The sequence below is a fragment of the Convivina praedatoris genome (assembly GCF_933208495.1).
Taxonomy (GTDB): domain Bacteria; phylum Bacillota; class Bacilli; order Lactobacillales; family Lactobacillaceae; genus Convivina; species Convivina praedatoris.
In genome coordinates this window covers 166,837-192,232 of the sequence record NZ_CAKOET010000001.1, presented here as the reverse complement: position 1 = coordinate 192,232, position 25,396 = coordinate 166,837, and the positions used below count along the sequence as shown (strand labels likewise).

Sequence of the window (25,396 nt, the reverse complement as noted above, 5' to 3'; positions counted from 1 at the left end):
CTCACTAAATCTGTATTAAAAAAACACGCCTATGCGTGTTTTTGTCAACGACGATCATTTAACCGCTGCTGCATCAAATATTGGTAACGAGCATACCAAACGTCGATATAACCTTGCGAAAATGGTCCTTTACCTTCATTAATCCAATCTACTAAAATTTTGACATGATCCTTTAAAATCCGATCAATTTCAGGTGGATAATGCCATTTTTGACTATGGGTGGCATATTCATCGGCATCTAATAGATGCTTTTCACCACTAGGAAAAACCTTGATATCTAAATCGTAATCAATATACTTCAAGGCTTCCTTATCTAACACATAGGGGGTAGCTAGATTACAGTAATATGAAACCCCATTATCACGAATCATGGCAATAATATTAAACCAATATTTCTTATGGAAATATACTATTGCTGGCTCGCGCGTCACCCAACGGCGACCATTATCTTCAGTAACTAAGGTATGGTCATTTAGACCAATAATCGCATTTTCGCTAGTCTTTAATACCATCGTATCGCGCCAAGTACGATGCAGGGAGCCGTCATGTTTATAGCTTTTGATCGTGATGACATCGCCTTCGCGGGGACCGCGACTTGGTTTATCAACAACCATGCTAATCCAACTTTCCCGAAAAAAATTCCATTTCGATTATACCATAGTTTAAAAATCGTCACTAGTATCGACTGATTCACTGAGCACCCAGTCAATCAAATCTCCTTGATAACCTTTGGCGTATAATTGCTGCTTAATTCGATAACTTCGAGCCGATGGCGTTTCCTTTCGATAACGATGGGTTAATTTTTCCACTTGACGAATAAGGTTTAATTTCTCTTGTTCAGTATCAACCTGCCAATCATTTTCTTCCAAGACTTGCTGGGCAATTTCATACGAAAAACCCTTGGTCATTAGTAATTTAATCAACTTTTGTTTTCGACCGTAACTTGATTCCCGCTGATAACTACGTTGGGCATTGTCAATAATTTTAGTAGCGATTTCAATTTGGTCACTGGTTGAATAATTCAAGAGCCCCTCTTGAATTAGATTTTCAGCTACACCAGCCCGTTTTAATTCTTGAGCTACTATCAGGGGGCCTTTGGGGTTAATGATTTTTTTAGTGGCAATAAAGTGTTGCACGTAATCAGCATCGTCCAAATATTGCTGAGCTAGGAGTTGTTCAACCACTTCTGCCACAATGTCAGCATCAATCTCTTTGTTCAGCAGACGCTCTTTAACCTGATGAACCGTCCGAATGGTCGGCCCTAGGTAATCTAGAGCCATTTTTAATGCTCGTGCAACTTGGTCATCATGTTTAATGGCCGCAATCAATTCTTGCGTTAGTTCTCGTTCCTTAACCAGACCATACTTAACCAAGGTGCTTTCCATCAGACCAAAGGCGAAACGCCCATCAATTTCAACGTTATAACGGCCAACCCGTTTTTGGGTAGCGATTTTCGTTATTTTAGGCATGTCATCTCCTACTAGAACTTTTATTGTTGGTTCTGTTTTAAAATAAATTCTTCAAAGAGTAGGGCGGGATCAGCCTGTGAACTTTTTAAAGCAATTTCGATTGATTGAAGTGCTAAATACCCCGTCCGTAATTGACTGGGCCGATACTTATTTAAAGAAGCTTGCGCTAATTTAATTCGATAGGGATGGACATTTAACGTCCGTGCCTTACTGGCCTGATCACCCGTCAGTCCTGCTACTTGGAGTAAGAGACGAAACTGATTCAGCAAAAGGGTATTAATTTTTAAAGGAGCTTCCCCATTTAAAACCAGTTGCCGGTATAAGTGGAGGGACTCAGCTACCTTTCCTCGCATGACCGCATCAGTTAAATCAAAAACATGGGCATGAATACTTTTAGGTACCAAACCTTGAATGGCTGTCAAATCAATTTGACGGGAATCTTTTGCGTAAGCTTTTAACTTATCCAGTTGAGCCATAATATCGGTGTACGAAGCATTCGTTCTCAGCAATAATTCCTTTAGCGCCATATCATCAATATTAAAACCCTGAGCAGTTAATCGTTGCATGATAATACTACGTATCTGTCCTTCGGCAACAAGCGGTAAGCTAATTTTTTCAGATTGAGCAAGCACTTTTTTTGTAATCTTTTTACGTTGATCCAATTTTAAATCATTAGCCATCAACACTAAAATATTACCGGGGATTGGATTTTGAATTAAATCCAAAAATTGCTTTTCGGCAGTATTTGGCAGTTTAACTTTAGGTGATAAAAAAATTGGATTGTCAACAATAATTAACCGACGTTCCCCTAAAAAAGGCAGGGAGGCTAAGTCATCTAGTAAGCCATCCACCACGTCCTCTGCTAAATCGTAGTGGCTGTAATTCAAGTCCTGCTGATCAACTGGGATAGTTTGCATAAACAAGCGGCGAGATTGATCCAACAAAGCCCCTTCTTGACCTTCAACCAAGTATAAACTGGCTAAACTATCCTGTTTAATTTGCTCTTGGAGCTGACTTAATTTCATCGTTCAATTTCACCTCAAAATGACTATGATACTTAGTGTACACGTATTTTACCATACCATTATTTTGCGTATTGAAGAGGCCAATATGATAATGCTGAGCCGTTTCTAGGGTTTCTAAGTGAGGATGATGATAGCGATTATTGCGACCAGCTGAAATAATCCCCACTGCTGGCTGCCACCGAGCTATTACTTGATCATCAGTAGCCGTTTTAGAGCCGTGGTGTCCAAATTTAATAATATCGACTTTTAACTCTGGATATTGGTTAGCAATCGCCTGTTCACCTTTACGATCTAAATCACCGGCGGTAAAAATCTTGTTTGGCCCCAGTTGCCCATACAGGGCTAAAGAATCCTCATTTTCTCCCCGACCAGCTTGAAAAGGATGGACGAATTGCAGGGGTAAATTATCTACATGGGTTTGATTAGTCGCTAAAATTAAGCGACTTTTCCCCAGATACGGCTTAATCTTTTTGGTATATGCCACTTGTTTTTCCATACCGGCGGGAATAATTACATTCTTAACTTTAAATTGTTGCAAAAGCACCTGAGCATCCCCAATATGGTCCTGATCTTGATGGGTCAATACAAGATTATCAATTTGGCCAATCCCACAGCTATGAAGATAAGGGACAATCACCATCTCTGCTCGTGAACGCTGATAGTGACGCAGCTGCCAAGGTGCCTGATTGCCAAATTCAACTTTACCGCCTGTGTCAATGATGGTGACACTTTGATTCCATGGCGTTCGAATCAAGGCACTATCTCCTTGCCCAATATCAAAGGTCGTAAATTCGCCTTGATATGGAAAATGAACACTAAGATAACCCAGTAATAAGAGGCTAACCCAAATTATTTTAGCCCCACAACTAATTTTTCGATTGGCATGATAAACAAACCAACCTACTAAAAATAGGGCAATACTAAACACCCAGGGAAATTTACCAATTATAAAATTTCCCGGCAAGGTGGCAGAAAAATCAATCAAATTGGCAAAAATTCTTAATATGACATTACAGCAGCCACTAATCAAGGGCAATCCCTGACCGAGATATCCGACTAAAACTGTGGGAACAATGACTATTTCAAAAAGTGGTATAGCAATTAAATTAACTAAACTTTGTAAGATATGCCAGGTGAATTGGTGGGCAACAATTAATGGAAAAGAAATCAAGCCTAACCAGAGATTACGTTGCCAAGTCGTTAATTGTTTGACAAGTAGTAGGCCAAAAGTTAAAGCAAAGGACAGCTGGCCACCTAACGTTAATAGTAATTGAGGTGCTATTATAAGTGAACTCACCAAGCTAATTGACCAAATCTTAACGCGGTTAATACGCCAAGGGGTTATTTTAACCAATAAACCTAGTTCTCCAGCCACAATTGCCCGAATGAGAATTGCCGGGCTACCGGAAAAAATAAAATATAAAGGTAACAACACCATTAATAATCCCGCTACCAGTTCATACAAAAGACCCAATCGCTTGGTAATTGCAAAAACTATACTAGTCAGTAAATTAACTTGAAAACCAGACACACTAAATAAATGAATCAAGCCCATGGTCGAAATACCGGGATTATCGGCATAAAGTTCTTGGGAGTTGGCCCCCAAGATTAAGGATTGGGTGTAATAACTTAACGGGCGGGGTAATTGATTGGCTTGATTTAACAAGCTGGTATGCCAAGTCCGCAATTTAAAAATGAGGCTATCCCAAAAATTAGCACTTTCAACCGGTTTCACATGCCAATTTTTAACCTGCAATTGATGGGTAATTCCCTGCGTTTTGGCATAGAATTGTCCATCAAACTGATTAAAATTACTGGGTGCTTCCAGGGCCAACAAACTTCCTTGAGCCTCAAAATCCAGTACTTGTTGATTAGTCTGCCAATTCTTCTGCTGATTTTGACTGGAAATTTGACAGAAAAAACGTACTGTTTGGCCATTTTTAAAATGGGCTAGACCACTTAACTGCTGACCATCAACTGTTAACTCATCAGGTATTAACCGTCCGCGATAAGTCCCAGTTGATGGATAACTTTGACGAACTTGATCTTGTAATTGGACTTGATGACTGACAAAATACAAGCCAACTATCAAACTGAACAAGCCAACCCAAAGGAACAAGGATAGCGATTTTTGCCAGATAAGCAACGCCAAAACCAGGCTAGCTAAAAGGACGGTTAGCCCGTTGAATTGAAATATCAGCCCACTCATACAAGCAATCCATAAGCTGATTAAGAGCATATATTGGTCTGCCCTAGTAGTCATACACTAACCTTAGCTTTTAATTTTTCAAATCGTTTTTCCCCGATTCCTTCCACTTCTTTTAATTCTTCAATCTTCTTAAAACCATGCTGACTATTCCGATAGGCAATAATCTTTACGGCCTTTTTAGCGCCAACCCCGTCTAATTGCTGCAACATCTCTAAACTGGCCGTGTTTAAATTGACTGTTCCTGTACTACTATTCGTTGCGCTACTGGCACTAAAATCAGGATTCACTGGACTGTCTCCCTGACTTACTAAATAAATCGCCTGCCCGTCACTCAATTTTTGGGCTAAATTAATTTGTCGTTGGTCGGCTTGAGCTGTTAATCCCCCTGCTATTTGAATTAAATCGGCCAATCGTTGATTTTCTTTCAAATGATAAAGGCCCGGATGAACGATTGCTCCTTTGACATCAACGGTAATCGCCGTTGAATGACTAGCACTAACCCGACTGGTTGCATCAGCTGAACTAGCCGTCTCAACATTAGCTTTACTGGGCCGAACCACCGGTTGCCTATTAGTGCTAACAGTCGCCCAAGTTACTAAAACCATGATGCTCATAAAACTAATCACAGCCGTTAATGCTAAACGCTGATGGTCTTGCAACCATTGCCAACTTACCTGTAAAAATGCCATTTGCTACCTCACCTTTCTACTAGATAGTACGGTTTTAGTTTTCAAAACTATCACAAGTTAAAAATCAGCATAAAAAAACTCCTCAAGTTGAGGAGTTCAATGATTCTTATTTAAATTGTTCTTCCAAAGCCTTTACGACAATCGGCGGCACAAATTGATTCATATTTTTAGCCCCCATCTTACCGATTTCTTTGACCATCGAAGAAGAAATATTTTGATTTTCCGGCCGAGCCAACAAAAGTACTGTCTCTACTTCCGCTAAAACACTATTAACCCCAGCAATATCACGTTCATACTCAAAATCTTTACAATTCCGGAGGCCTCGAATAATGTATTTTGCATCCTTAGATTGCATAAAATCAACTGTTAGCCCAGCAATGGCCCCCACACTGACATTTGGTAAGTCAGCTACGGCCTCTGTCACCAGGTCCAGACGCTGTTGGGTAGTAAATAATCCAGCCTTATTAGTATTGGTTCCAACTGCTACAATCACCTCATCAAAAAGCTGACTAGCACGCCTAATAATGTCCATATGCCCATTGGTAAGCGGGTCAAAACTTCCTGGAAAAACTGCTTTTCTCATTCTTATATACCTTACTTATGATTTAAATATTGATAAAGCGTTACATAGGTAATTCCGTATTGCTTTTGTTTTAAGAGCTGAAAGTTATCACTATCCAAAGGCAACTGAGCCGCTTGATCACTTTCCACTAAAATAATTGCTTCTGGTTTAAGCAAATTTTGGTTAGCCATGGCTACCAAATCATTAGCAATCGTCTCTTTAGCATAGGGCGGATCCATTAAAACCAAATCAAACTGCTTACCGACATGAGCCAAACGGCCCAAAGCCGCCTTAGCTGGTGCTTTGATGATGGTAAATAAGTCCGGTGCATGCAACTTAGCAACGTTATTAGTGATGACTTGAATGGCTTGAAAGTTACGATCAACTAAACTCGCATGATCCATTCCTCGCGAGACTGCTTCAATACCTAAACCACCTGTACCAGCGTATAAATCCAGTACCTGACCACCTGATAAATACGGCATCAGCATGCTAAACATCGCTTCTTTAACCTTATCAGTCGTCGGACGAGTATTGGAACCCTTGACAGCTTCTAAATGCAAGCCCCTAAATTTTCCGGCAATTACGCGCATGTTAATCCTGCTCCTCTACCTTATTAACTTCATCACTGTAATCTTCAAAGAAAACATCATCGTGCTTATTTTCTAAATCCGGATTAATATCAGGACGTGGTGAAATTTTAATGTGCTTGACAAAGCGATACTGTCGTAATTTTTTGACCAAGGATTCTACCTGATCTTCATTAATATAAAGTTCAACCAAATTCATGGCTTCGGAAATATAGAGTACCTGACCAAACTTTTTTAACTGATTGACGTTTTTTAAATTTCTTAAGTAAACATAAATGGCACGACGTGCCTGTATTTCAAATGTCATCGATAATCCTTTTGAGCTATTACATCTTGGGGATTGGGTTGCAAAGGTTGCTTAGTTTTAGCGGCAATATTTAAAGCAAAGCCAATCGAGGCACTGAAGACAATAAATGATGATCCACCACCCGAAATAAAGGGGAAAACCACCCCCGTAATTGGTAAGAGGCCAATTACACCACCCAGATTAACAAAGGCTTGTAGGAGGAGCAAGGCCGATACACCAACCAAAAACAGGCGACGATATTGTTCTCCCTGACGAATGGCTAAGTATAACAGGCGACCAATTAACACTAATAGGAAAACTAAAACTGCACAAACAACTAAAGCACCTAATTCCTCTGTCGCTACGGCCATAATAAAATCAGTATTGGCCTCTGGTAAATAGGGCTTAATTAGGGAGTTGCCCAAGCCAACCCCAAACAGGCCACCATGGGCCACAGCATAATAACTATAGAGTAACTGCCGACTTTGGTCGATGTTAGCCCAAGGATCAACGAAATTAGTTAACCGTCGAATAGCATAGGAATGACTTGTTCCCAGATGAAAGAGTTGAATAATTTCTGGTAAAAAAATGAAGGACAACGCACCTAAAACAATCAGCCAAAATGCTACTTTGCGAGATACGCCCGAAGCCATCCACAATAACACGATAATTCCTAAGGTAATCGCCAAATTACCCAAGTCCGGCATGATCGTAATTAAAACTAAAATAACTAACGGTAAAAAAAGAGTGGTTATGTGGGGCCGCCAGCGTCGCCATTGCTGCGCCAAACTTAATTCTTGATGCCAAGGATATCGAGCAAAAAGATCAGCAAAGTAGAGAATTAAAATCACCTTACCCAATTCGACCGGTTGGATTGTAAAACCAAAGATTTGAATCCATCCGTGGGCCCCGTTAATTTCAGGTGCCAAACGCGCGAAAATCAACAAAATAATCGTCACAATCATCGACCATTTTAAAAATGAAGGTCGGCGAAGTTCTTTTTGGCTAAAATGAAAGGCTAAAAAAGCCATCCCCCAACCTAGTAAAACAAATAGTAATTGCTTTAAAAAATTGAAGAGCGGACTAGTATAGATATTTTCACTCGCCGAAAAAACCATTACGACCCCAATAGCACTTAAAGTCGCGTAGGGAACGGCAATCCAGTAGTCTAATTTTTGTAATTTTTTAAACATCACTTACCCATTATTAGTTCGTAATTACTTTGGTCTAAATTCTTGGCAATCGCTACCACAAAGGCCTGAGCTGATTCAAAATCAGCAATCGACCAAACCGTTTCATGGGTATGGATATAGCGTGATGCCACTCCTAAAGCAACTGAAGGCACCCCTTGTAAGGCCTTTTGAGCTGCACCAGCATCAGTGCCTCCCTGAGACACAAAGTATTGATAAGGGATATGGTTATCTTCAGCCACTGATAGCAAAAATTCCTTCAAACGCACCGGCGTTACCAGAGTCGGATCATAGACCCGCAACAAGGTTCCTTGATCTAACTTACCTTGATGACTCTGGGCACCCCGATTATCATCAGCAGCACTCGAATCCACCGCAAAGTAAATATCTGGACGCATTTGTTCCACTCCAGCTGTTGCTGAACGAAGGCCTACTTCTTCTTGAGTGTTAGCCCCCATAATCAAAGTATTGGGTGTTGCCACCCCTTGCAGCTGAGTCAAGGCTTCTAACAGCGTCACCAGACCAAAACGGTTATCCCAGGCTTTAGAAACAACACGCTTTTGATTAGCCAACATGGTTGTTTGGGTATCCGGTACTATAAAATCACCGGGGCGCACCCCAAATTCATAGGCTTCGGCTTGATCGACAAAACCGGCATCAAAAATCATATCTTCAATTTTTAGACCCGTGATTGCTTGGTCTTTTGCTAGTAAATGGGGTGAAACTGAAGCACTAACAATTGGATAAATCCCATTTTTAGTAAAAAGGCTAAAACGTTGTGAACTGACTGCTAACGGATTCCACCCCCCTAAGGCAACCACTTGGATGGTCCCAGTGGGCAAGATATCCTTGACCATAAAGCCAACTTCATCCATATGAGCTGCAAACATCACCCGCGGCCCAGTCGACTGGTTATTTTTCACACCAAATATTCCGCCTAAACCGTTTTGACTAACTTCATCCACTAAGGGGGTTAAGTCAGCGCGAAAGGCTTGGGCAATGTTAGCTTCCTGGCCAGACGTACCTTGCAGTTGGGTATATTTTTGAATGCGTTGCCAGGTTCTGTCTTCCATTTCACCGACTCCTTTATTTAAGTTAAACTTTTCTGTCTCTTATTATAACCTAGGCCGAAAGTAGAAAACAAAAGACACTGTAAGTTTCTGATAGTAATTAACTCGAATACAAAGTAAAACACGAACTATTCTTATATATAATTCTTGTTTTAAGGTAATATATCTATATTTTTATCTTAAAAATCAAAAAATAACCTTATTTCACGAAAAAAACCAACATATCTTAGCTTTTATTGTTACACTAGTTAGGTAGTCTTGTAACCAAATCTGGGAGGATTTTATGTCATCAATTGCGCGTTATTTTCAGTTTAGGGAATTAAAGACTTCCTACAAAACTGAAACTGTTGCTGGTTTAACAACCTTTGTCGCCATGGCCTACATTTTATTTGTTAACCCAACCGTTTTGTCAGTTGCTGGAATGGATGCCGGCGCTGTCTTTACGGCAACGGCCATTGCTTCGGGGATTGCTACCCTCTTTATGGGAATTGTCGCTCGTTATCCAATTGCCGTAGCACCAGGGCTAGGTGTTAACGCCTTTTTCTCCTACTCAGTGGTTTTGGGGATGGGCATTAAATGGCAAACAGCCATGGCTGGTATTTTAGTGGCCGCCATCATCTTCCTCTTAATTACTTTTTTTAAAATCCGTGAGAAGATCATCAACATCATCCCGCAGGATTTAAAAGTCGCCATTGCGGCTGGAATTGGCCTCTTTATCGCCTTTATCGGTTTGCATAACGCCGGTTTAATTGTCACTAACAAGGATACAATGGTTTCCTTAGGACACCTCAGCACCCCAACCACCTTGCTATCAATTTTTGGAATCGTGGTGACTTTGGTGCTAATGAGCCGTAAAATTCCGGCCTCGATTTTTATCGGTATGGTTTTAACTAGTCTATTAGGAATTGCGACCGGTATTATTAAGCTTCCCCACTCAATTGTGGCCCCAGCACCATCTTTATCCCCAACGATGGGTGCTAGTATCCATGCGTTAGGTACAATCAATTCCCTACAAATGGTTATTGTTATTTTAACCTTCCTATTAGTTACTTTCTTTGATACAGCTGGTACTTTGATTGGTTTAGCTGAACAAGCTGGCTTTATGAAGGATAATCAAATGCCTCGAGCCGGACGGGCCTTGATGTCAGATGCGGTTGGTATGACCGTGGGGGCCGTAATTGGTACTTCCCCAACTTCAGCCTTTGTTGAATCATCTTCTGGGATTGCCGTTGGTGGTCGAACTGGTTTTGCCAGTGTCGTTACGGGCGGCCTCTTCTTCCTATCGCTCTTCTTCTCGCCACTCCTATCCGTTGTTACCTCGCAGGTTACCGCTCCAGCGCTAGTTGTCGTTGGTATTTTAATGGCTGAAAACCTACGTAAAATTCACTGGCAGGATTTGGCCATTGCCGCCCCATGTTTCTTAATTGTAATTGGTATGCCATTAACCTATTCAATTTCAAACGGTATCGCCTTGGGCTTCATCGTTTACCCGATTACAATGATTGTTACTGGCCGGGCTAAAAAAGTCCACCCATTGATGTATGTTTTGGCCCTAGTCTTCTTAGTTTTTCTCTTTGCCTTAGATGCCTAGCCCTAATAAAAAAGCCGTTAGCTTATAAGCTAACGGCTTTTTTTATTGCTGTCGTAAAGCGCGTGCATTTTCTAAGGCTGCCTCGGTAATTTGATCTCCCGATAACATCCGAGCTAACGCCGTTTGACGGCCAGGTTCATCTAGAAGTTCTACCTGGGTAATCGTGCGTTCTGCCACGGCCTGCTTTTCAATGTAGTAATGATGATCAGCAGCTGCAGCCACCTGTGGCAAATGGGTAATGGCTAGGACCTGACAACGCTGAGCGATTGCCAACATCTTGCTAGCAATCGCGCCGGCTACCCGGCCCGAAACACCGGTATCAATTTCATCAAAAACAACCGTTTCAACCGGTTCTTGGGCAATTAAGGCCGTTTTCAAAGCCAACATCAATCGAGCAGCTTCCCCACCCGACGCGATTTTAACCAACGGAGCCATGGCTTCGCCTAGATTAGTTCTAACATGAAAACTCACCTGATCATTACCGCTGGGTAAAAAGCCATCAATTGGCGTTAACTGAACCTCAAACAAGGCCTCATTCATTAATAAATCAGCCAATTGTTGATTCACTTCCTGGGCTAGTTGCTCGCCAGCCGCCTGGCGTAATTGATGCAAGTGTTGGGCTGCAAATTGAACTTGCTCTTTAAGAGCGGCCTTTTTTTCAGTTAACTGACCTAAATCCAAACCGCTACTATCCCAATCGTCCAATTCTTTTTCTACCTGGCGTTGGTAAGCCAAAATTTCAGCGACACTGTTACCATATTTACGTTCTAACTGGTGTATTAACTGTAAACGATCATCAATGGCCAAAAGAGCACTTTCATCAAATGCTAGACTATCAAGACGCTCGTTTAAATCACGACTGGCTTCTTGCATGGCATAATAGCTATCCGTTAAGGTTTGGTTTAGATTTTGATAATCCCCATCAAAACCACTGGCTGTATCAACCGCATTTTTAGCCGTTCCTAGCTGATCAACTAGGCTAATCTCACTGTTCCCATTTAAAATTTCTTGTGCCAATTGCAAACTATCGGCAATCTTTTTGAAATTATGTAACTTAACCCGCTGCTCTAATAACTCGTCTTCTTCACCAGCTTGTAAAGCCGCCTGACTAAGTTCTTCTTGCTGAAACCTTAGGAGATCAAGTCGTTGATTAGTCGCCTGTTGATTATGCTTTAAATCATTAATTTGCTGATTTAATTGTTTAAATTGTTTAAAAATCCCCTGATACTGGTGCTTTACTTGCATCAACTCTTCCCCAGCGTACTGGTCCAAAAGGGGTAAATGCTCATCGGCATCCAACAAGCGCTGGGTATCATGTTGACCTTGGATATCGACTAAATAGCGGCCCACTTGCGCCAAAGTTTTAAGATTGACAACCATCCCATTAATGCGAATGGTATTACGACCTTTTAAATTAAACTCCCGGGAAATAATTAGTTGGTCATCATCAACTGTAATTCCTTGACTACTTAACAAGGCCAAAAGTTGACCGTCTGGGTTGTTTAAATCAAAAATGGCTTGTAATACTGCCTTTTGAGCACCCAAACGAATCATTCCTGAATTGGCCCGACCGCCAACTAGCATCGATAGAGCATCAATAATAATTGACTTTCCTGCTCCAGTTTCTCCGGTTAAAACCGTCATCCCCTCGTCTAACTTTAAATCGACTTTATCAATAATGGCAAAATTTTCAATGATTAATTCCGTTAAAATTTTAACCACCGACCTTTCTCGTTTTAGACATTCTTATTAATAGTACGAACTAGCAGTAGATTTATTGTTGGTCTAACTGGCTATGGGCCAAATTAACGACTTCTTGTGGATCAATACCCGGATTAATTTGAGCCTTGGAAGCGTGCTGCAACAAGGCCAAAAATTCAATATTTCCTTGTCCGCCCTTAATCGGTGAAAAAGTTAGTCCCTGCACCGTAAAGTGATTATCAATCATCATTTGCAAAGCTTTTTTTAATACAGCCAAATGAACGGTTGGATCCTTGATAATCCCATGCTTACCGACTGATTCGCGACCAGCTTCAAATTGCGGTTTAATCAAAGCAACTACCTGACCGGCTTGACTTAAAATCTGATCTAAGGTTGGCAAAATTAAGCCCAGCGAAATAAAGGAAACATCAATGGTCGCAAAGGTTGGCTGTCCATCTTGAAAATCAGCCAAATGAACATAGCGAAAATTGGTGTTTTCCATGACGGTCACCCGCGAATCCGTCCGTAATTGCCATACTAACTGATTGGTCCCGACATCTAAGGCATAAACGCGTTTAGCCCCATTTTGAAGCGACACATCCGTAAAACCACCGGTTGATGAACCAATGTCTAAAACAATTTGATCTTGCAACTTCAAATCATAATCTTCAATGGCTTTGGCCAATTTTAACCCACCCCGGGAAACATAGGGTAAGCGTTCACCTTTAAAGTGCAAACTAGTGATCACTGGAATCTTTTGTCCGGCCTTGTCCAATCGTTCTTCATTTTCACCCAGGATTTGACCAGCCATCACAGCTCGTTTTGCCTGTTCGCGTGAACTAAATAATCCCTGTTGAACTAAGAGGATATCAACCCGCTCTTTTTCTACCTTCACGACTTATTCTCCAATTGCTGTAAAAATTGATCCAATAACTCAGCGTTAAAATTCAAGTGACTTTGTGCCAATTTCCTCAAACAAAAACGGGCATCACTTAGCAGGTTAGCCTTGACGGACTGAGTCGCTGCCACCCCAATTAAATGTGGCAAGGAAGCAATCTCTTCGTCAGCATCCTGTTGATAATCATCAAGATCATCTTGAATTTGAAAGGCTAAACCAAAATTTTCACCATACTGTCGTAGTAAATCACAATCAGCAGCTGGCAAATCCAACAAGTACCCACCAGCCAAAAGGGCATGACTAATCAAAGCTGCTGTTTTGGGTTGATAAACCTTGTCTAATAACCATTCTTTAGTAATTGCTTGTCCTTGATGGTTTTGCATATCATAAAACTGACCCCCAACCATACCGGTCACACCAGCTCGCAGGGCTAAACTATTGATTACTTTTAAGAGCCGCTTAGGATTAATACTACTGGCTAACGTTCCAACCTGAAAAGCTGCTGTTAAGAGCGCATCCCCCACTAAAATCCCATTGGCATGACCAAACTTAGCATGAACACTAAGTTGCCCCCGTCGGTACTGGTCGTTGTCCATAGCTGGTAGATCATCATGAACTAATGAATAGCTATGCACCCACTCCACCATGGTCGCTACCCGTAAATCATCTGGGCTAATTTTAGCTTGAAAACTTTGTAAAACGGCCAAAGTTAATAGGGGACGCAGGCGTTTTCCTCCATTTAACAATGCATAGGCTAACATCGGCTGCATTTCAGTATTATTTCTTGATGGGGAAATTAATACCAAGTCGTCAGCTAGTTTTTGGTTAATTTTAGGTTGCCACTCTTGGCTAAACTGACTAAATTTATTCATTGGTTAACGCCAAATCGCTTAATTGGCCCTCATCATCCATTACCTTTGCCAAAGTATCTTCGGCATTTTTCAAAGTGGTCTGCAATTCCTTAGCTAAAACAACTCCTTGTTGGAAATCGGTCAGGGCACTCTCCAAGGGTCGATCACCCTTTTCTAGTGCACTTACAATTAGTTCTAATTGTTTTAATTTATCTTCAAAACTATTTGCTTCTGTCATTTTCTACTCCTGTAATTTCAGCCCGAACTTGACCGTCGGCCAAGCGTAAATCAACCTCATCGGCAACCTTTAGATCCTTTATACTATGAACAATAGTCGCATTGTCCTTTTGCACAATGGCATACCCGCGACCCAAAATCGTCAATGGACTAACTAGGTTTAATTTAGTCGCTAACATGGCTAACTTTTCTTGCTGAGGTTGCAATAGATGGCGTCCTAGTTGTTCCTGGCGCTGTCGTAAATTGCTCAATTGATTGCGATTAACTTGTAGGCGATGCGCCCAAACCCGAACCATTCGTTCATAGAGACCATCAACCCGTTGCTGATAGACAGTATATAGGCGATCAGGTTGGCGCATAATTGGCCGATTAACTAGTTGGTCTAAAAAGATTTGTCGCTGACGGATGGTCTGACTGGTGGCTGCCAACAAACGATTTTGTAAATCATTAATATGTTGTTTTAACTGCTGTTGATTAATCGGCGTAGCTAATTCAGCCGCAGCAGTTGGCGTGGCCGCCCGACAATCAGCAACTAAATCAGTTAAGGTATTGTCGGTTTCATGCCCCACTGAACTAATTACAGGCAGGCTTAATTCACTAATCCTTCGTACCAATGCCTCGTCGTTAAAGGCCCATAAATCCTCAATGGATCCACCACCACGACCGATAATCAAGACATCAAAATCCAAACCATCAATCCGATTTAACTGCTTAATCATCGATGGGGCTGCCTGATCTCCTTGCACTATCGCTGGAAATAAAACCACTTGAGCTTTTGGAAACCGACGTGCTACGGTTTTGGCAATATCTTCAATCACCGCTCCGGTGGGCGAGGTAACAACAGCAATTTTTTTAGGATAATTCGGTAAACGCTTTTTAGGATGGCTAAAAACGCCTTCTTGTTGTAAGCGCTGCTTTAACTGTTCATAGGCTAAAAACAATTCGCCAATCCCATCGGGCTTCATTTCATCCAAGATGATTGAGTAGGAACCATTCGGTTCGTACAATTGAACCCGACCAATGGCTAAAACTTTCATGCCCTCTTCGGGATTAAATTTTAAGCGACTGGCATAAGAAAACATGGCGGCCTTAATGACTGCCTGCCCTTCTGGATCTTTGATGGAAAAATACAGATGACGTCCCCGCCGGTTTCCTAAATTAGAAATCTCACCGGTTAGATAAACCTTGCCCAAGTAAGGATCCGCATCAAATTTTAATTTTAAATAGGCACTCAAAGCACTGACGCTTAAGTACTGATTTTTGTCGGCCATGGGACCCTCCTTGTCGTATTTTTATTATACCAGTCCCATTGGCACTGCAAAATAAAAAACAGCTAACTCGAAAGTTAGCTGTTAGTTTGGCATGCCAGATACGCTCCGACGGGCGTGATTAAAGTAAACTTCAATCAAACAAGTAACGTCACCTCAGTGTTACCACTGATAGTCATGGTGAGATAACGGAATTCCACAATTTCGTTACCACCTACACCTAATCCGAGATTTGTGATTGAACACAGTAGGCCGCTGATCGCGTTTCAATAACGCGTTCGACTCATCGCATACTTTGATTATAACAGATTAAATTGCTGAAGGCCAGTCCTTTATCCAGCCTAATTTCTCAGTTAAAATAAAGCTATGATTAAACTAACTGATATCCAAATCCAACCCCTACAAAAGCAGGGCGAGCGCACCCATCAACATTTTGATGATTTTTTACTCAGTGACTCAATCCAACCAAGTAAAAAAGCGCTGGCTCAAGCGCTCCTAACTGCTCTAGATTTAGGAGTCCTCGAAAGCGTTCAAGGACAGGAACGCAACCCAACCTTACAAGCTACCTTTACGCAAGACAATCAGCGTTTTCACCTCAAAGCCCGCATTCAAGTCGAAGATTAACTTGAACTTAGGCTTTTTTATTTTGATCTTCTCTTTCAGCTGCTTCTTCGGTAGCTAGTTGCTTTTGAACCTCAACAATGTGTGCTAACTGTTCATCAAACCATTGCGAAATTTTAACTTGTCCACCGGCTAAATCATCATGATAAGCAGTAACCGAGCTGACTTTAGCAATCTTAAAGTGGGACTGACTCACATCCATATTTTCAATGTACATATACAGATTAACATCATAGTCTTCTTCAACATAGACTAGCTTTTTTAATTGATTTTGATAACGCAAAGGCAGGTTAATGACATTACTCTCTAAGGTCAGCGTGGTTCCGCCTTCACTGACCCCGCCATTTACTGCCAAACTAATTGACATTAGCTGGGCATCCATCAAATGTTCATCAACTTTTTGAAACAGTTGATCCAATTCAATGGCCTGACCATCGGCCACAGTTAATGCCTCTTGATAATAGTCTTGTGCTTCTATAACGGCTAACATTTTTTCACCGGAGATTTGCATTTACGAACCCTTTCAACATAAAAACAGTGCGGCCGAGGTCACACTGTTCAAACAATCGCCCATTTACCTCTAATCACTATACTAAGGGTAACCGTCGTTGTAAAGTATATTCAATTGAAGGGAAGACATAAATTAAATCATTTAAGGCCTCCCGTGTCATTTTCATTTGAATGTAAGGTACCAAGGTGTTGATTGTATTATCAGCTTCATGTGATAATTCCGCTGCACCAACTAGTTGGTCATTGGCCTGCTTATCAAAAATCAATGATAGGTAAGCCCCATTTTCATTTTCAACCTGACGGAACCAATCCCCATCATAGCTGACCTGACTAACGTCATAGTGATCAGGATTAGCCAAGGCTTCATCCAAAGCAACCCCTACTTGAGCAATCCGAGGTGAAGTAAAGACGATTTCACTAATCACCGGATAGTGAATTGGTTGATTATTTTTACCCATAAACTTAGCGGCTAAGTAACGGGATTCAAAGGCAGCCGTGGGGGTTAACTTAGGCGTCTTTTTGTCAATTGCATCCCCAGCAGCATAAATACCAGGAACGTTGGTTTGCAAATTGTCATCAACGACAATGCCCTTATCGGTGTAGGCCACACCAAGAGCATCCAAGTTCAGCCGATCATGATTTGGAATCCGGCCAGTAGCATCAAGGACATAATCAGTTGTTAGACTAAATTCATGCATACCCTCCAACAAGATTTCCTGCCCAGCTGATTGTGCTGAGTTAATGGTCATGTTCGGAATAAAGCGCACACCCTGCTTTTTCAAATCAGCCTTAACCAAGGCGACATACTGCGCTGGAAATTGACGTAAAATTCGATCTCCTCGGGTAATCACATCAACCTTAACACCACAGGCACTAGCAATCGTTGCAAATTCAATGGCCACAAAACTACCGCCCAAAATCGTCATATGCTTTGGTAATTGAGCTAATGATAAGAAATCGGTACTATCGTGGAACAGCTCCTTACCAGGAATATTTAGTCGGTGAGGTCGCAATCCTGTGGCAATGACAATCTTATCCGCCGTATATTCTTGCCCATTAACAACAACCGTATGAGCATTTACAAACTCAGCTCGGCCAGTAATTGTAGTAATTCCAGCGTCAACTAGACGCTGTTTGCCATGATGATCTTGGGGGACGATTAGTTCATGTTTATGAGCCATTAAGTCAGCCCAATTAATCTTAGGAACTCCATCTAAGCCACGCCCTTGCATGGCCTTGATGCGTTCTACTAGTTCAATGGGTTTGTCCAAAATAATTTTGGCATTACACCCCTTGTTGGAACAAACGCCCCCATACTGGCTCTCTTCAATTACACCAACTTTGACTCCTGCCTTAGCCAAGGGTACGGCACCATTCCAAGTTGCCTGACCGCTACCAATATATAATACTGAAAAATCCATCATTATCCACCTTTAACTAGTTACGCGCTTCAATCTCATCTTGGGCTAAGTATAGATGATTCATAACCTTTTGACCACCATTAGTTGGCTGATAATTAACCGCATAAGCTGGACCGTTTTCAACCTGCACAATTTTAGCCTTAGCACCCTGCATACCAGCCATATGATCACTATCCAAGGTCACTTCATCGCCGACCTTATGGGCCATTTTATCGGTGAAATCAATCATCGTTAACCACTTATGGTCCTTAACCATTGAACCACCATCAGTTGGCATATAGTCAACAGCATATAATTTCGTATCATAGGCTGCAGCGATAGTTCCCTTAGCGTTCTTCATGTTGGCCATGTGAGTAGCCTTTAAGGTAATTTCTTGGCCAACTTTGTACTTAGGGTCTTGAGCAGTAGCTAAACCTTCTGGTAATTTGCCATCCATTTTCATCTGCATCGTACTACTTGATGACATTTTCATACTATCCGAAGACATGTTCATCCCCGACATACTTTGTTCTTTTTTAGTTTGATTGGTTTTTTGGTGAGCATTAGATTGCAACGTAATCACTACCCCAGCAATAACAACTACTAGAGCTGACACCACACCCAACATTATTTTTTTATTCATTTTATGCTCCTTTTTGTTATATTGGTATAGTTTATATTTTATCACAAAGATATATAAAAAGAGACAGTCCCCTATCCCTTTTTATGTGGCATTTTTTGCCAAAAATCTTCTTTATTCGTTTGACGGGAACGCGCAATCCCCATAGCGTGTCTTTCAATATCTTCAGTAATGGTTGAACCAGCCGCAGTAATAGCTTCTTCAGCAATTTTAACTGGGGCAATAATCTTAGTATTAGATCCGATAAAGGCTCGGTCACCGACCATCGTCTGAAATTTATTAACACCATCATAGTTAACAAAAATAGTTCCAGCGCCAATATTAATATCTTCACCCAGCGTTGCATTGCCTACATAGGTCAAATGTCCTACCTTGGTACCACGACCAATCTCAGCCGCCTTAACTTCCACAAAATTACCAATATGCACTTGATCTGCCAAGTGACTTTTAGGCCGCAAATGAGCATTTGGCCCAACTGTCACTTCGTTAGCAATCGTTGATTCTTCGATATGAGAACTGGTAATCACATTGTTATCGCCAATTTGACTATCTTTAATTACTGTTCCCGTTGTAATGTGATTAGCCTGACCAATCACCGTGTTTCCCTGCAAACTAACGTTCCCTTCAATGACCGTGTCCTGCCCAATTTCCACTTGGTCATCAATGTAGACAGTTTGGGGGTCAATAAACTCCACTCCCGCTAGCATATGTCGACGGTTAATCCGTTGGCGCATCACCTGGTTAGCCACAGACAAGGCTACGCGATCGTTAACGCCCAAAGACTCAGTAAAATCTTGGATTTGATGAGCACCGATTTGGTAGCCTTGAGTCCGCAAAATATCCAACGTATCCGGCAAGTAAAATTCTTGCTGAACGTTATCATTTTTAACTTCAGCCAAAGCACTAAACAAAAGCTGATTATTAAAAACATAAACTCCGGTATTGATTTCATGAATCCGACGTTCAGTAACGCTGGCATCTTTTTGTTCAACGATTTTTAAAACTAAACCATCATCGCCACGGACAATCCGGCCATAACCAGTTGGATCTTGAGCATCGGCCGTTAACACCGTGACCGCATTATTACCACGTTCATGTTCCTGAATTAATTCATTTAGGGTTTCAGTACGAAACATCGGTGTGTCACCGGCCATAATCAGGGTAACCCCCTCACTATTCTTTAATTCTGGATAGGCCTGTTGAACAGCATGACCTGTGCCCAATTGCTTTTCTTGCACCACAAAGTGACTGTCATTGCCTATATGTTCTTGAACTGCTTCAGCCCCAACGCCCGTAACAGTAATCAATTTATCTGGTTGTAATGGCTCAACGGCATCTAATACCCAGTCAATCATCGGTTTACCGGCCACTTGATGTAAAACTTTGGGTAAACCTGAATGCATCCGCGATCCCATTCCAGCCGCTAAGATTACAACATTTACTTTCTTCATGGTAACTCCTATTGATATATCTCTTGTTCAAAATTCCCCGGATTAACCCGAATTGGTTCCCCATTCGCTAGATTAGTTTCGACATGCAAAAGCGACGTAAAATTATCCAGCAAACGAACCGTTGAACGACCTTCTGCAAAAACCGCAGTTCCAACCACAGTTCCATCGAATTCATGCACCAGCGTCTGCATGCCTTGAATCGTACCACCAGCCTTCATGAAGTCATCGACAATTAAGACCCTTGCCCCTGGTTTTAAGGAACGCCGTGATAGGGCCATTTTCTCAACTCGTTTCGTTGAACCGGTAAGGTAGTTAACTGAGACCATTGGCCCTTCAGTGACCTTGGCATCATCACGGACAATCACAAAGGGTACATTGAGTTCCTCAGCCACGGACTGGGCCAAAGGAATCCCCTTGGTAGCAGCCGTCATAACCGCATCAATTTCACAGTCAAGATACTGACTAGTGATTAAACGCCCGGCTGGTCGCAAAATATCAGGACGACCTAAAATATCGGATAAATAAACGTACCCCCCCGGTAAAACCCGAGTGGCATCGGCCACCATCGTACAAAGACCAGCAACAAATTCTTGGGCCTCAGCCTGTGACATAGCCGAAATAAAGCGCACCCCACCGGCTGCTCCAGGAACCGTATGTAAAAGGCCAGTTCCTCTTTCATCAAAAGTGCGCTTAATAATGCTTAAATCTTCGGAAATTGAAGATTTAGCTGACTCATATCGCTGAGCAAAAAAAGATAGAGAAATCAACTGACGCGGATGCTCTAATAGGTACCGCGCCATATCGACCAAACGGTCGGATCGTCTTGTTTTCATGATGATAATGATGCTAAATCAGCACCTTACCTCCTTATAGTTAATAAGCGTACAGGTAATTATATCATTTTAATTAAAGAATAAAACGAACGTTCGGATATTTCATTTTCACTGACTAATTCTAAATTGCCACAAAGCCCCCAGGTAAATTGCAACTTCAATCACGGCTATAAAAAAACTACTTGGTAAATTCGTTAGATAGGCTAAAGTGAGGCCCATCCAGGTTCCAAATATGGCAAAGATAATGGCTAAAGACATCAAATTCGGTACTGTATCGGTAAAATATTTGGCACTAGCAGCAGGCAAAGTGACCAAAACAAAAATTAACAAAGAGCCGACCAATTGCGAAGAGATACTAACCGACAAAGCAATAATAATTAAAAATAAATAGCGACTTAGACGATTTTTACCACCTTTATGTAATAAGCCTGCTTCATCAAATGATAACTGCCGTAGTGACCGGAAATTAGTCAACAGCAAAACTAACACAAAGACTGCCAAAATCATTAAAATCAACAAATCTTGATGACTAATTCCCAACACCGAGCCAAACAAAATTCCCGTTGCCGCACTAGTGGAGGTGTGTCCCAAGGCCAAAAATAAAATTCCAAGGCCAATTGCTAAAGCAGATACCGCACTGGTTATATTATCTTGTTTGGTATAGCTCGCTTCTAAAGCCCCAATTGAAAGTGATGCTATCGCAGTCGCTAACATCATTCCCAACAAGGCCGGCCATCCAATCCAGAAACCAAAAGCGGCCCCAGCAAAACCAATCTCACTTAAAGAATGAGTCAAAAAAGCATAGTTACGCGCAACTACGAAAGTGCCCACCATGCCTGCGATAATACTAACAATTGTCCCTGCCAAAAAAGCATTTTGCATAAAGGCATATTCAAACATTATGAACCTCTTCTTCCTGTCCATGGCTAATTGCATTGGCTGGTAACTGGTCAATTGGTCCAGCCGTTACCTGTTGGTCGTGAACCCATAAAAAATAATCGGCGTATTTTTTAACCCAACTGGTGTCGTGAGTAATCCAAAGCACGGTCATTTGGTGTTTTTGTTGTAATTTAACAATGGTTTGCACCAATTCAATACTATGGCGGGCATCTAAACTAGCGGTGGATTCATCCAAAATTAATAAATCCGGTTCCTGTCCTAGGGCTTGGGCAACAAAGGCCCGCTGCTTTTGCCCACCAGAAACCAGTCCCAAACGATTATCGGCCAAATCAGTCAAATCCACTTCGGCAATCGCTCTAGTAATGGCCTGTTTTTCGCTAGCACAATACCAAGGCTGCCAACCATGATTAAAACCCAACCCCACAAAGGAACGAATACTGAGTGGATAGTCCCGCGAAATGCTTCGAAATTGGGGAACATAGCCAATTTGACGGGCCTGCGTGGATAACTGGCCCGTAATTGAGCGGTTTTGCCCCAATAAGGCTTTAATGAGGGTTGTTTTCCCAGCTCCATTTTCACCTAAAATTGCCACAAAACTTTGCTGGGGTATGGTGACATTTACGTCGTGTAAAATGACTTTTTCCCCGTATTTAACGGTTAAATCCTTGGCAGTAATCACGTCCATGCAAAACTCCAATCCAAATTTCTCAAGTAAAAATAACTATAATAAAAAACCCTTCCGGGTTTTTTATGTAATCTTAATCAGCAAAAGTAATGTTTACGCTGTGCGTTAAAATATCTGCATAACTGTATGAAGCACGATCAAATTGTGAATCATCACTTAACTCAACTACGAAAAGTGATGGGAAGGTTGACCGTAAAATGCCAGAGCGCTCTGTAACTTTTTTCCGGCCTGCCTGTGAAATAACTGTAACTTTCTCGCCAATATGCGCGTCAAGGCGCGATTTAATTTCTGCTAAAGTTGCCATAGTGAACCACCTTTCCAGTGCCATCGTTTACATTTTATCATAATTACTGGAAAAATCCAAATCTAGAACAACTAAGGGCTAATCTGTCAAGACCTAAATTTAATATTTTGAGCTTTTAATGCCAAAAATAACTGGTAAAAGTTCTCTAAATCTAACCGTTCAGCCCGAATACCTGGTTCAATTGTCGCCTCAGCCAGCGCACTGGTTAATTTCTCTTTCACCTCAGCATCCTTACCAAAGGCCTGGAGCAGATTATTCCACAAACTTTTCCGTCGGTGGGCAAAGCAAATTTTAACAAGGTTAAATAATTCTTTCGGCTGTTGGACCTGATAAGGATGATTTTTAGGTTGTAGGCGCACAACGGCACTGTCGACACGGGGCGCTGGATTAAAGGCAGTAGCTGGAACCTTAACTGCCAGTTGTACTTGTGCATAATAGGCCATCATGACGGTTAAAACGCCATACTCCTTAGTCCCGACTGGTGCCGTGAGGCGATCGGCCACTTCACGTTGCATCATGACCACCATCGTGTCCCAGGATAAGCCAGCTTGTAAGAGCTGCATCAAAATCGGCGTCGTAATGTAATAGGGTAAGTTGGCTACAATTTTAACCGCAGGCACCTGGCCCCACTGTTTTTGAATTGTGTTTTTTAAATCCACCGTTAAGACATCGGTTTCAATAACCGTAATATTATCATAGGGACTCAAAGTGTCATTTAAGACACGAACCATTTCTGGATCAATTTCAACCGCTAAAACAGCCTTGGCTTGACGGGCTAATTGTTCGGTTAAACCACCAATCCCCGGCCCAATTTCAATGACGTAATCGTCATCACTTAAATCAGCCGTATCAATGATACGATCGATGATATTTAAGTCAGTTAGAAAGTTTTGACCGAATTTCTTTTTAGCCCGTAAGCCATAACTGGTTAAAATCGCCTGTGTCCTAGTTGGCGTAGCGATGTCTAATGGTTCAACCATTGTAAATTCCTTTCATGACCCTTAATACTTCAGCTTGGCTAATGCCAAAGGCCTGTAATTTTCGGTATAACTGCTTGCCATTGGTATGACCAATTTTTAACGCAACTCCCAGCTCTTGACGATATTGAGCTGCTAATGGCCCTCCAATCAAGCCCAGTTCTTGTAAAAAAACAAGCGTCACATCAGACGATGCCTGTTGATTAAAACTAGCTGCCTGCTGTAAGGCCTTTTTTAAAACCGATAAACTGGCATGCTCTACCCCTAAAGACTTATGCGGATTATCCCGCTGCGCTCGACCTTGTCCCTGACTGATATAGGCCTGTTTAACCCCAGGTACCTGCTGAGTGATAAGGCGTCGCAACCGTTCGCCATTAAAATCTGGATCCGTAAATATAATTGCTCCACGAGTAGCCACTGCATGCTTAATGGTTTGAATCGTGGCTTGATTTAAAGCACTGCCACCGGTTTCAATCGTCTCAACCGGCCCTAAACGGCGTAGATTTTGGGTGTCAGACCGCCCCTCGACCACGATGAATTCTTTAACATTAAGAGTATCAGTCATGATTTAGGAAAAGACGACGGGCATTTTGACGGGTAGTTTCAGCTAATTCATCCGCTTTCATACCTAAAGTTTCTGCCAAATCATCCACAACATATTTAACAAAGGCTGGCTCATTTAGCTTGCCACGCATGGGTACCGGCGCTAAATAGGGAGCATCAGTTTCCACTAAAATACGGTCTAACGGCACAGCTTGAGCAGCCTCCCGAACTTCTTCAGCCTTTTTGAAGGATACCACGCCACTAAAGGAAATATAAAAACCAAGATCGACAAAGGCTTGCGCCTGTTCGGGTGTTCCTGAAAAACTATGCATCACTCCCCGGGTAATTCCGCCAGCTTTAAGCATAGCTAAGACATCATCAAATGCTTCACGATTATGAACAACCAACGGCAAATCGTGTTTTTTAGCTAATGCCATATGTTGAATAAAGGCCTTTTTTTGAATTTCAACTGGAGTATCCCAATGATAATCAAGACCTGTTTCACCAACGCCAACAACCTGATCTTGACTTAGAGCAGCATCAAGTTCGGCCAAAGCAGCTTCATCAAAATCCGGCGTATCTTCGGGTTGATAACCCAATACCGCTCGAATTCCTTCATATTCTTGAGCAATTTTTAAGGCACGCTGGTTACTTTGCTGATTGTAACCAACCACATTCATCTCCATCACCTGAAATTCATGGGCTCGGCCGACGTAAGCGGGCACATCCATATAAAGTTGATCATCATTTAAGTGAGTATGAGAGTCATAGGTTGGAGCAGGTCGTTTGGTAGGATCATATATGGCCATTGTTATCTTCCTTACTTTTAATATTCACTAACATCCAATTGTAACACATCCATTTTTTCCAATAAAAAAGGACCGCTTAGCGATCCT

At 41.7% G+C, this 25,396-nt stretch carries 28 protein-coding genes; 2 read left to right on the top strand and 26 right to left on the bottom strand.

Going from position 1 to position 25,396, the window contains the following annotated elements:
• Positions 1 to 44: 44 nt before the first annotated feature.
• From ntdP to pepA, 10 genes are all read right to left on the bottom strand, one after another.
• The gene (gene ntdP, locus M4974_RS00955) at positions 45 to 614 is read right to left on the bottom strand and encodes a nucleoside tri-diphosphate phosphatase (RefSeq protein ID WP_248705602.1); all 570 of its coding nucleotides are present in this window, start codon (positions 612 to 614) and stop codon (positions 45 to 47) included.
• A gap of 48 nt (positions 615 to 662) precedes the next feature.
• Positions 663 to 1,469, bottom strand: a complete 807-nt coding sequence (locus tag M4974_RS00950) for a RecX family transcriptional regulator (protein ID WP_248705603.1) — start codon at positions 1,467 to 1,469, stop codon at positions 663 to 665.
• Between the two features lie 20 nt (positions 1,470 to 1,489).
• Positions 1,490 to 2,494: a DNA polymerase III subunit delta gene (holA, locus tag M4974_RS00945; protein WP_248705604.1), complete on the bottom strand. Its 1,005-nt coding sequence runs from the start codon at positions 2,492 to 2,494 to the stop codon at positions 1,490 to 1,492.
• A complete protein-coding gene (locus tag M4974_RS00940; protein WP_248705605.1) occupies positions 2,463 to 4,757 on the bottom strand; it encodes a DNA internalization-related competence protein ComEC/Rec2 in 2,295 nt (764 codons plus the stop codon). The genes holA and M4974_RS00940 overlap by 32 nt, the downstream gene beginning before the upstream one ends.
• The gene (locus tag M4974_RS00935; protein ID WP_248705606.1) at positions 4,754 to 5,392 is read right to left on the bottom strand and encodes a ComEA family DNA-binding protein; all 639 of its coding nucleotides are present in this window, start codon (positions 5,390 to 5,392) and stop codon (positions 4,754 to 4,756) included. Before M4974_RS00935 ends, M4974_RS00940 begins: the two co-directional genes overlap by 4 nt.
• 106 nt (positions 5,393 to 5,498) lie before the next feature.
• A complete protein-coding gene (coaD, locus tag M4974_RS00930; RefSeq protein WP_248705607.1) occupies positions 5,499 to 5,975 on the bottom strand; it encodes a pantetheine-phosphate adenylyltransferase in 477 nt (158 codons plus the stop codon).
• 11 nt (positions 5,976 to 5,986) lie between these two features.
• Positions 5,987 to 6,547, bottom strand: a complete 561-nt coding sequence (gene rsmD, locus M4974_RS00925) for a 16S rRNA (guanine(966)-N(2))-methyltransferase RsmD (RefSeq protein ID WP_248705608.1) — start codon at positions 6,545 to 6,547, stop codon at positions 5,987 to 5,989.
• A gap of 1 nt (position 6,548) precedes the next feature.
• Entirely contained in the window at positions 6,549 to 6,851 is a 303-nt protein-coding gene (locus M4974_RS00920; protein ID WP_248715709.1) for a YlbG family protein, read from the bottom strand.
• Positions 6,848 to 8,023 carry an FtsW/RodA/SpoVE family cell cycle protein gene (locus tag M4974_RS00915; protein WP_248705610.1) on the bottom strand — a complete coding sequence of 392 codons (1,176 nt, stop codon included), beginning with the start codon at positions 8,021 to 8,023 and terminating at the stop codon, positions 6,848 to 6,850. Before M4974_RS00915 ends, M4974_RS00920 begins: the two co-directional genes overlap by 4 nt.
• The gene (gene pepA, locus M4974_RS00910; protein WP_248705611.1) at positions 8,023 to 9,093 is read right to left on the bottom strand and encodes a glutamyl aminopeptidase; all 1,071 of its coding nucleotides are present in this window, start codon (positions 9,091 to 9,093) and stop codon (positions 8,023 to 8,025) included. The genes M4974_RS00915 and pepA overlap by 1 nt, the downstream gene beginning before the upstream one ends.
• Positions 9,094 to 9,373: 280 nt before the next feature.
• Here pepA and M4974_RS00905 point away from each other — a divergent pair, with 280 nt between their 5' ends.
• On the top strand, positions 9,374 to 10,681 hold the full coding sequence (locus tag M4974_RS00905) for an NCS2 family permease (protein ID WP_248705612.1): 1,308 nt from the start codon (positions 9,374 to 9,376) through the stop codon (positions 10,679 to 10,681).
• Positions 10,682 to 10,723: 42 nt separating this feature from the next.
• Here M4974_RS00905 and recN read toward each other — a convergent pair whose 3' ends face one another.
• The 5 genes from recN to xseA all read right to left on the bottom strand — a co-directional run bounded on the left by recN (position 10,724) and on the right by xseA (position 15,639).
• A complete protein-coding gene (gene recN, locus M4974_RS00900; protein WP_248705777.1) occupies positions 10,724 to 12,394 on the bottom strand; it encodes a DNA repair protein RecN in 1,671 nt (556 codons plus the stop codon).
• Between the two features lie 61 nt (positions 12,395 to 12,455).
• Complete coding sequence (locus M4974_RS00895) at positions 12,456 to 13,277, bottom strand: TlyA family RNA methyltransferase (protein WP_248705613.1); 822 nt, start codon at positions 13,275 to 13,277, stop codon at positions 12,456 to 12,458.
• Complete coding sequence (locus M4974_RS00890) at positions 13,274 to 14,152, bottom strand: polyprenyl synthetase family protein (protein ID WP_248705614.1); 879 nt, start codon at positions 14,150 to 14,152, stop codon at positions 13,274 to 13,276. The genes M4974_RS00895 and M4974_RS00890 overlap by 4 nt, the downstream gene beginning before the upstream one ends.
• Positions 14,145 to 14,369 carry an exodeoxyribonuclease VII small subunit gene (locus M4974_RS00885; RefSeq protein WP_248705615.1) on the bottom strand — a complete coding sequence of 75 codons (225 nt, stop codon included), beginning with the start codon at positions 14,367 to 14,369 and terminating at the stop codon, positions 14,145 to 14,147. Before M4974_RS00885 ends, M4974_RS00890 begins: the two co-directional genes overlap by 8 nt.
• A complete protein-coding gene (xseA, locus tag M4974_RS00880; RefSeq protein WP_248705616.1) occupies positions 14,353 to 15,639 on the bottom strand; it encodes an exodeoxyribonuclease VII large subunit in 1,287 nt (428 codons plus the stop codon). Before xseA ends, M4974_RS00885 begins: the two co-directional genes overlap by 17 nt.
• A gap of 363 nt (positions 15,640 to 16,002) precedes the next feature.
• On the opposite strand from xseA, the gene M4974_RS00875 reads away from it, so the two are divergent.
• On the top strand, positions 16,003 to 16,260 hold the full coding sequence (locus M4974_RS00875; RefSeq protein WP_248705617.1) for a hypothetical protein: 258 nt from the start codon (positions 16,003 to 16,005) through the stop codon (positions 16,258 to 16,260).
• 7 nt (positions 16,261 to 16,267) lie between these two features.
• Here the strand turns inward: M4974_RS00875 and M4974_RS00870 are convergent, their stop codons facing one another.
• From M4974_RS00870 to M4974_RS00820, 11 genes are all read right to left on the bottom strand, one after another.
• Entirely contained in the window at positions 16,268 to 16,768 is a 501-nt protein-coding gene (locus M4974_RS00870) for a hypothetical protein (protein WP_248705618.1), read from the bottom strand.
• 76 nt (positions 16,769 to 16,844) lie between these two features.
• The gene (locus tag M4974_RS00865) at positions 16,845 to 18,188 is read right to left on the bottom strand and encodes a dihydrolipoyl dehydrogenase family protein (RefSeq protein ID WP_248705619.1); all 1,344 of its coding nucleotides are present in this window, start codon (positions 18,186 to 18,188) and stop codon (positions 16,845 to 16,847) included.
• Between the two features lie 16 nt (positions 18,189 to 18,204).
• Positions 18,205 to 18,810, bottom strand: coding sequence for a YdhK family protein (locus tag M4974_RS00860; RefSeq protein WP_248705620.1), 606 nt, complete (start codon positions 18,808 to 18,810; stop codon positions 18,205 to 18,207).
• Positions 18,811 to 18,881: 71 nt separating this feature from the next.
• Positions 18,882 to 20,258, bottom strand: coding sequence for a bifunctional UDP-N-acetylglucosamine diphosphorylase/glucosamine-1-phosphate N-acetyltransferase GlmU (gene glmU / locus M4974_RS00855; RefSeq protein ID WP_248715708.1), 1,377 nt, complete (start codon positions 20,256 to 20,258; stop codon positions 18,882 to 18,884).
• Between the two features lie 8 nt (positions 20,259 to 20,266).
• The gene (gene purR / locus M4974_RS00850) at positions 20,267 to 21,091 is read right to left on the bottom strand and encodes a pur operon repressor (RefSeq protein WP_248705622.1); all 825 of its coding nucleotides are present in this window, start codon (positions 21,089 to 21,091) and stop codon (positions 20,267 to 20,269) included.
• A gap of 108 nt (positions 21,092 to 21,199) precedes the next feature.
• On the bottom strand, positions 21,200 to 21,991 hold the full coding sequence (locus M4974_RS00845) for a metal ABC transporter permease (protein WP_248705623.1): 792 nt from the start codon (positions 21,989 to 21,991) through the stop codon (positions 21,200 to 21,202).
• Positions 21,984 to 22,676, bottom strand: a complete 693-nt coding sequence (locus tag M4974_RS00840; protein ID WP_248705624.1) for a metal ABC transporter ATP-binding protein — start codon at positions 22,674 to 22,676, stop codon at positions 21,984 to 21,986. The genes M4974_RS00845 and M4974_RS00840 overlap by 8 nt, the downstream gene beginning before the upstream one ends.
• Positions 22,677 to 22,749: 73 nt before the next feature.
• The gene (locus M4974_RS00835) at positions 22,750 to 22,980 is read right to left on the bottom strand and encodes a Veg family protein (protein ID WP_248705625.1); all 231 of its coding nucleotides are present in this window, start codon (positions 22,978 to 22,980) and stop codon (positions 22,750 to 22,752) included.
• Between the two features lie 86 nt (positions 22,981 to 23,066).
• A complete protein-coding gene (rsmA, locus tag M4974_RS00830) occupies positions 23,067 to 23,960 on the bottom strand; it encodes a 16S rRNA (adenine(1518)-N(6)/adenine(1519)-N(6))-dimethyltransferase RsmA (protein ID WP_248705626.1) in 894 nt (297 codons plus the stop codon).
• Positions 23,953 to 24,522 carry a ribonuclease M5 gene (rnmV, locus tag M4974_RS00825; RefSeq protein ID WP_248705627.1) on the bottom strand — a complete coding sequence of 190 codons (570 nt, stop codon included), beginning with the start codon at positions 24,520 to 24,522 and terminating at the stop codon, positions 23,953 to 23,955. The genes rsmA and rnmV overlap by 8 nt, the downstream gene beginning before the upstream one ends.
• Positions 24,515 to 25,309: a TatD family hydrolase gene (locus tag M4974_RS00820; RefSeq protein WP_248705628.1), complete on the bottom strand. Its 795-nt coding sequence runs from the start codon at positions 25,307 to 25,309 to the stop codon at positions 24,515 to 24,517. The genes rnmV and M4974_RS00820 overlap by 8 nt, the downstream gene beginning before the upstream one ends.
• Positions 25,310 to 25,396 lie beyond the last annotated feature (87 nt).

What these genes read in the sequence shown, in the direction of transcription:
- purR (WP_248705622.1), bottom strand. Translation starts at nt 21,091, where the DNA reads ATGAAAACAAGACGATCCGACCGTTTGGTCGATATGGCGCGGTACCTA.
- glmU (WP_248715708.1), bottom strand. Translation starts at nt 20,258, where the DNA reads ATGAAGAAAGTAAATGTTGTAATCTTAGCGGCTGGAATGGGATCGCGG.
- M4974_RS00870 (WP_248705618.1), bottom strand. Translation starts at nt 16,768, where the DNA reads ATGCAAATCTCCGGTGAAAAAATGTTAGCCGTTATAGAAGCACAAGAC.
- holA (WP_248705604.1), bottom strand. Translation starts at nt 2,494, where the DNA reads ATGAAATTAAGTCAGCTCCAAGAGCAAATTAAACAGGATAGTTTAGCC.
- rsmA (WP_248705626.1), bottom strand. Translation starts at nt 23,960, where the DNA reads ATGGTTGAACCATTAGACATCGCTACGCCAACTAGGACACAGGCGATT.
- M4974_RS00890 (WP_248705614.1), bottom strand. Translation starts at nt 14,152, where the DNA reads ATGAATAAATTTAGTCAGTTTAGCCAAGAGTGGCAACCTAAAATTAAC.
- M4974_RS00860 (WP_248705620.1), bottom strand. Translation starts at nt 18,810, where the DNA reads ATGAATAAAAAAATAATGTTGGGTGTGGTGTCAGCTCTAGTAGTTGTT.
- M4974_RS00920 (WP_248715709.1), bottom strand. Translation starts at nt 6,851, where the DNA reads ATGACATTTGAAATACAGGCACGTCGTGCCATTTATGTTTACTTAAGA.
- rnmV (WP_248705627.1), bottom strand. Translation starts at nt 24,522, where the DNA reads ATGACTGATACTCTTAATGTTAAAGAATTCATCGTGGTCGAGGGGCGG.
- M4974_RS00845 (WP_248705623.1), bottom strand. Translation starts at nt 21,991, where the DNA reads ATGTTTGAATATGCCTTTATGCAAAATGCTTTTTTGGCAGGGACAATT.
- M4974_RS00875 (WP_248705617.1), top strand. Translation starts at nt 16,003, where the DNA reads ATGATTAAACTAACTGATATCCAAATCCAACCCCTACAAAAGCAGGGC.
- M4974_RS00915 (WP_248705610.1), bottom strand. Translation starts at nt 8,023, where the DNA reads ATGTTTAAAAAATTACAAAAATTAGACTACTGGATTGCCGTTCCCTAC.
- xseA (WP_248705616.1), bottom strand. Translation starts at nt 15,639, where the DNA reads ATGGCCGACAAAAATCAGTACTTAAGCGTCAGTGCTTTGAGTGCCTAT.
- ntdP (WP_248705602.1), bottom strand. Translation starts at nt 614, where the DNA reads ATGGTTGTTGATAAACCAAGTCGCGGTCCCCGCGAAGGCGATGTCATC.
- M4974_RS00820 (WP_248705628.1), bottom strand. Translation starts at nt 25,309, where the DNA reads ATGGCCATATATGATCCTACCAAACGACCTGCTCCAACCTATGACTCT.
- M4974_RS00885 (WP_248705615.1), bottom strand. Translation starts at nt 14,369, where the DNA reads ATGACAGAAGCAAATAGTTTTGAAGATAAATTAAAACAATTAGAACTA.
- M4974_RS00865 (WP_248705619.1), bottom strand. Translation starts at nt 18,188, where the DNA reads ATGGATTTTTCAGTATTATATATTGGTAGCGGTCAGGCAACTTGGAAT.
- pepA (WP_248705611.1), bottom strand. Translation starts at nt 9,093, where the DNA reads ATGGAAGACAGAACCTGGCAACGCATTCAAAAATATACCCAACTGCAA.
- M4974_RS00905 (WP_248705612.1), top strand. Translation starts at nt 9,374, where the DNA reads ATGTCATCAATTGCGCGTTATTTTCAGTTTAGGGAATTAAAGACTTCC.
- M4974_RS00840 (WP_248705624.1), bottom strand. Translation starts at nt 22,676, where the DNA reads ATGGACGTGATTACTGCCAAGGATTTAACCGTTAAATACGGGGAAAAA.
- M4974_RS00835 (WP_248705625.1), bottom strand. Translation starts at nt 22,980, where the DNA reads ATGGCAACTTTAGCAGAAATTAAATCGCGCCTTGACGCGCATATTGGC.
- coaD (WP_248705607.1), bottom strand. Translation starts at nt 5,975, where the DNA reads ATGAGAAAAGCAGTTTTTCCAGGAAGTTTTGACCCGCTTACCAATGGG.
- M4974_RS00950 (WP_248705603.1), bottom strand. Translation starts at nt 1,469, where the DNA reads ATGCCTAAAATAACGAAAATCGCTACCCAAAAACGGGTTGGCCGTTAT.
- M4974_RS00935 (WP_248705606.1), bottom strand. Translation starts at nt 5,392, where the DNA reads ATGGCATTTTTACAGGTAAGTTGGCAATGGTTGCAAGACCATCAGCGT.
- M4974_RS00940 (WP_248705605.1), bottom strand. Translation starts at nt 4,757, where the DNA reads ATGACTACTAGGGCAGACCAATATATGCTCTTAATCAGCTTATGGATT.
- rsmD (WP_248705608.1), bottom strand. Translation starts at nt 6,547, where the DNA reads ATGCGCGTAATTGCCGGAAAATTTAGGGGCTTGCATTTAGAAGCTGTC.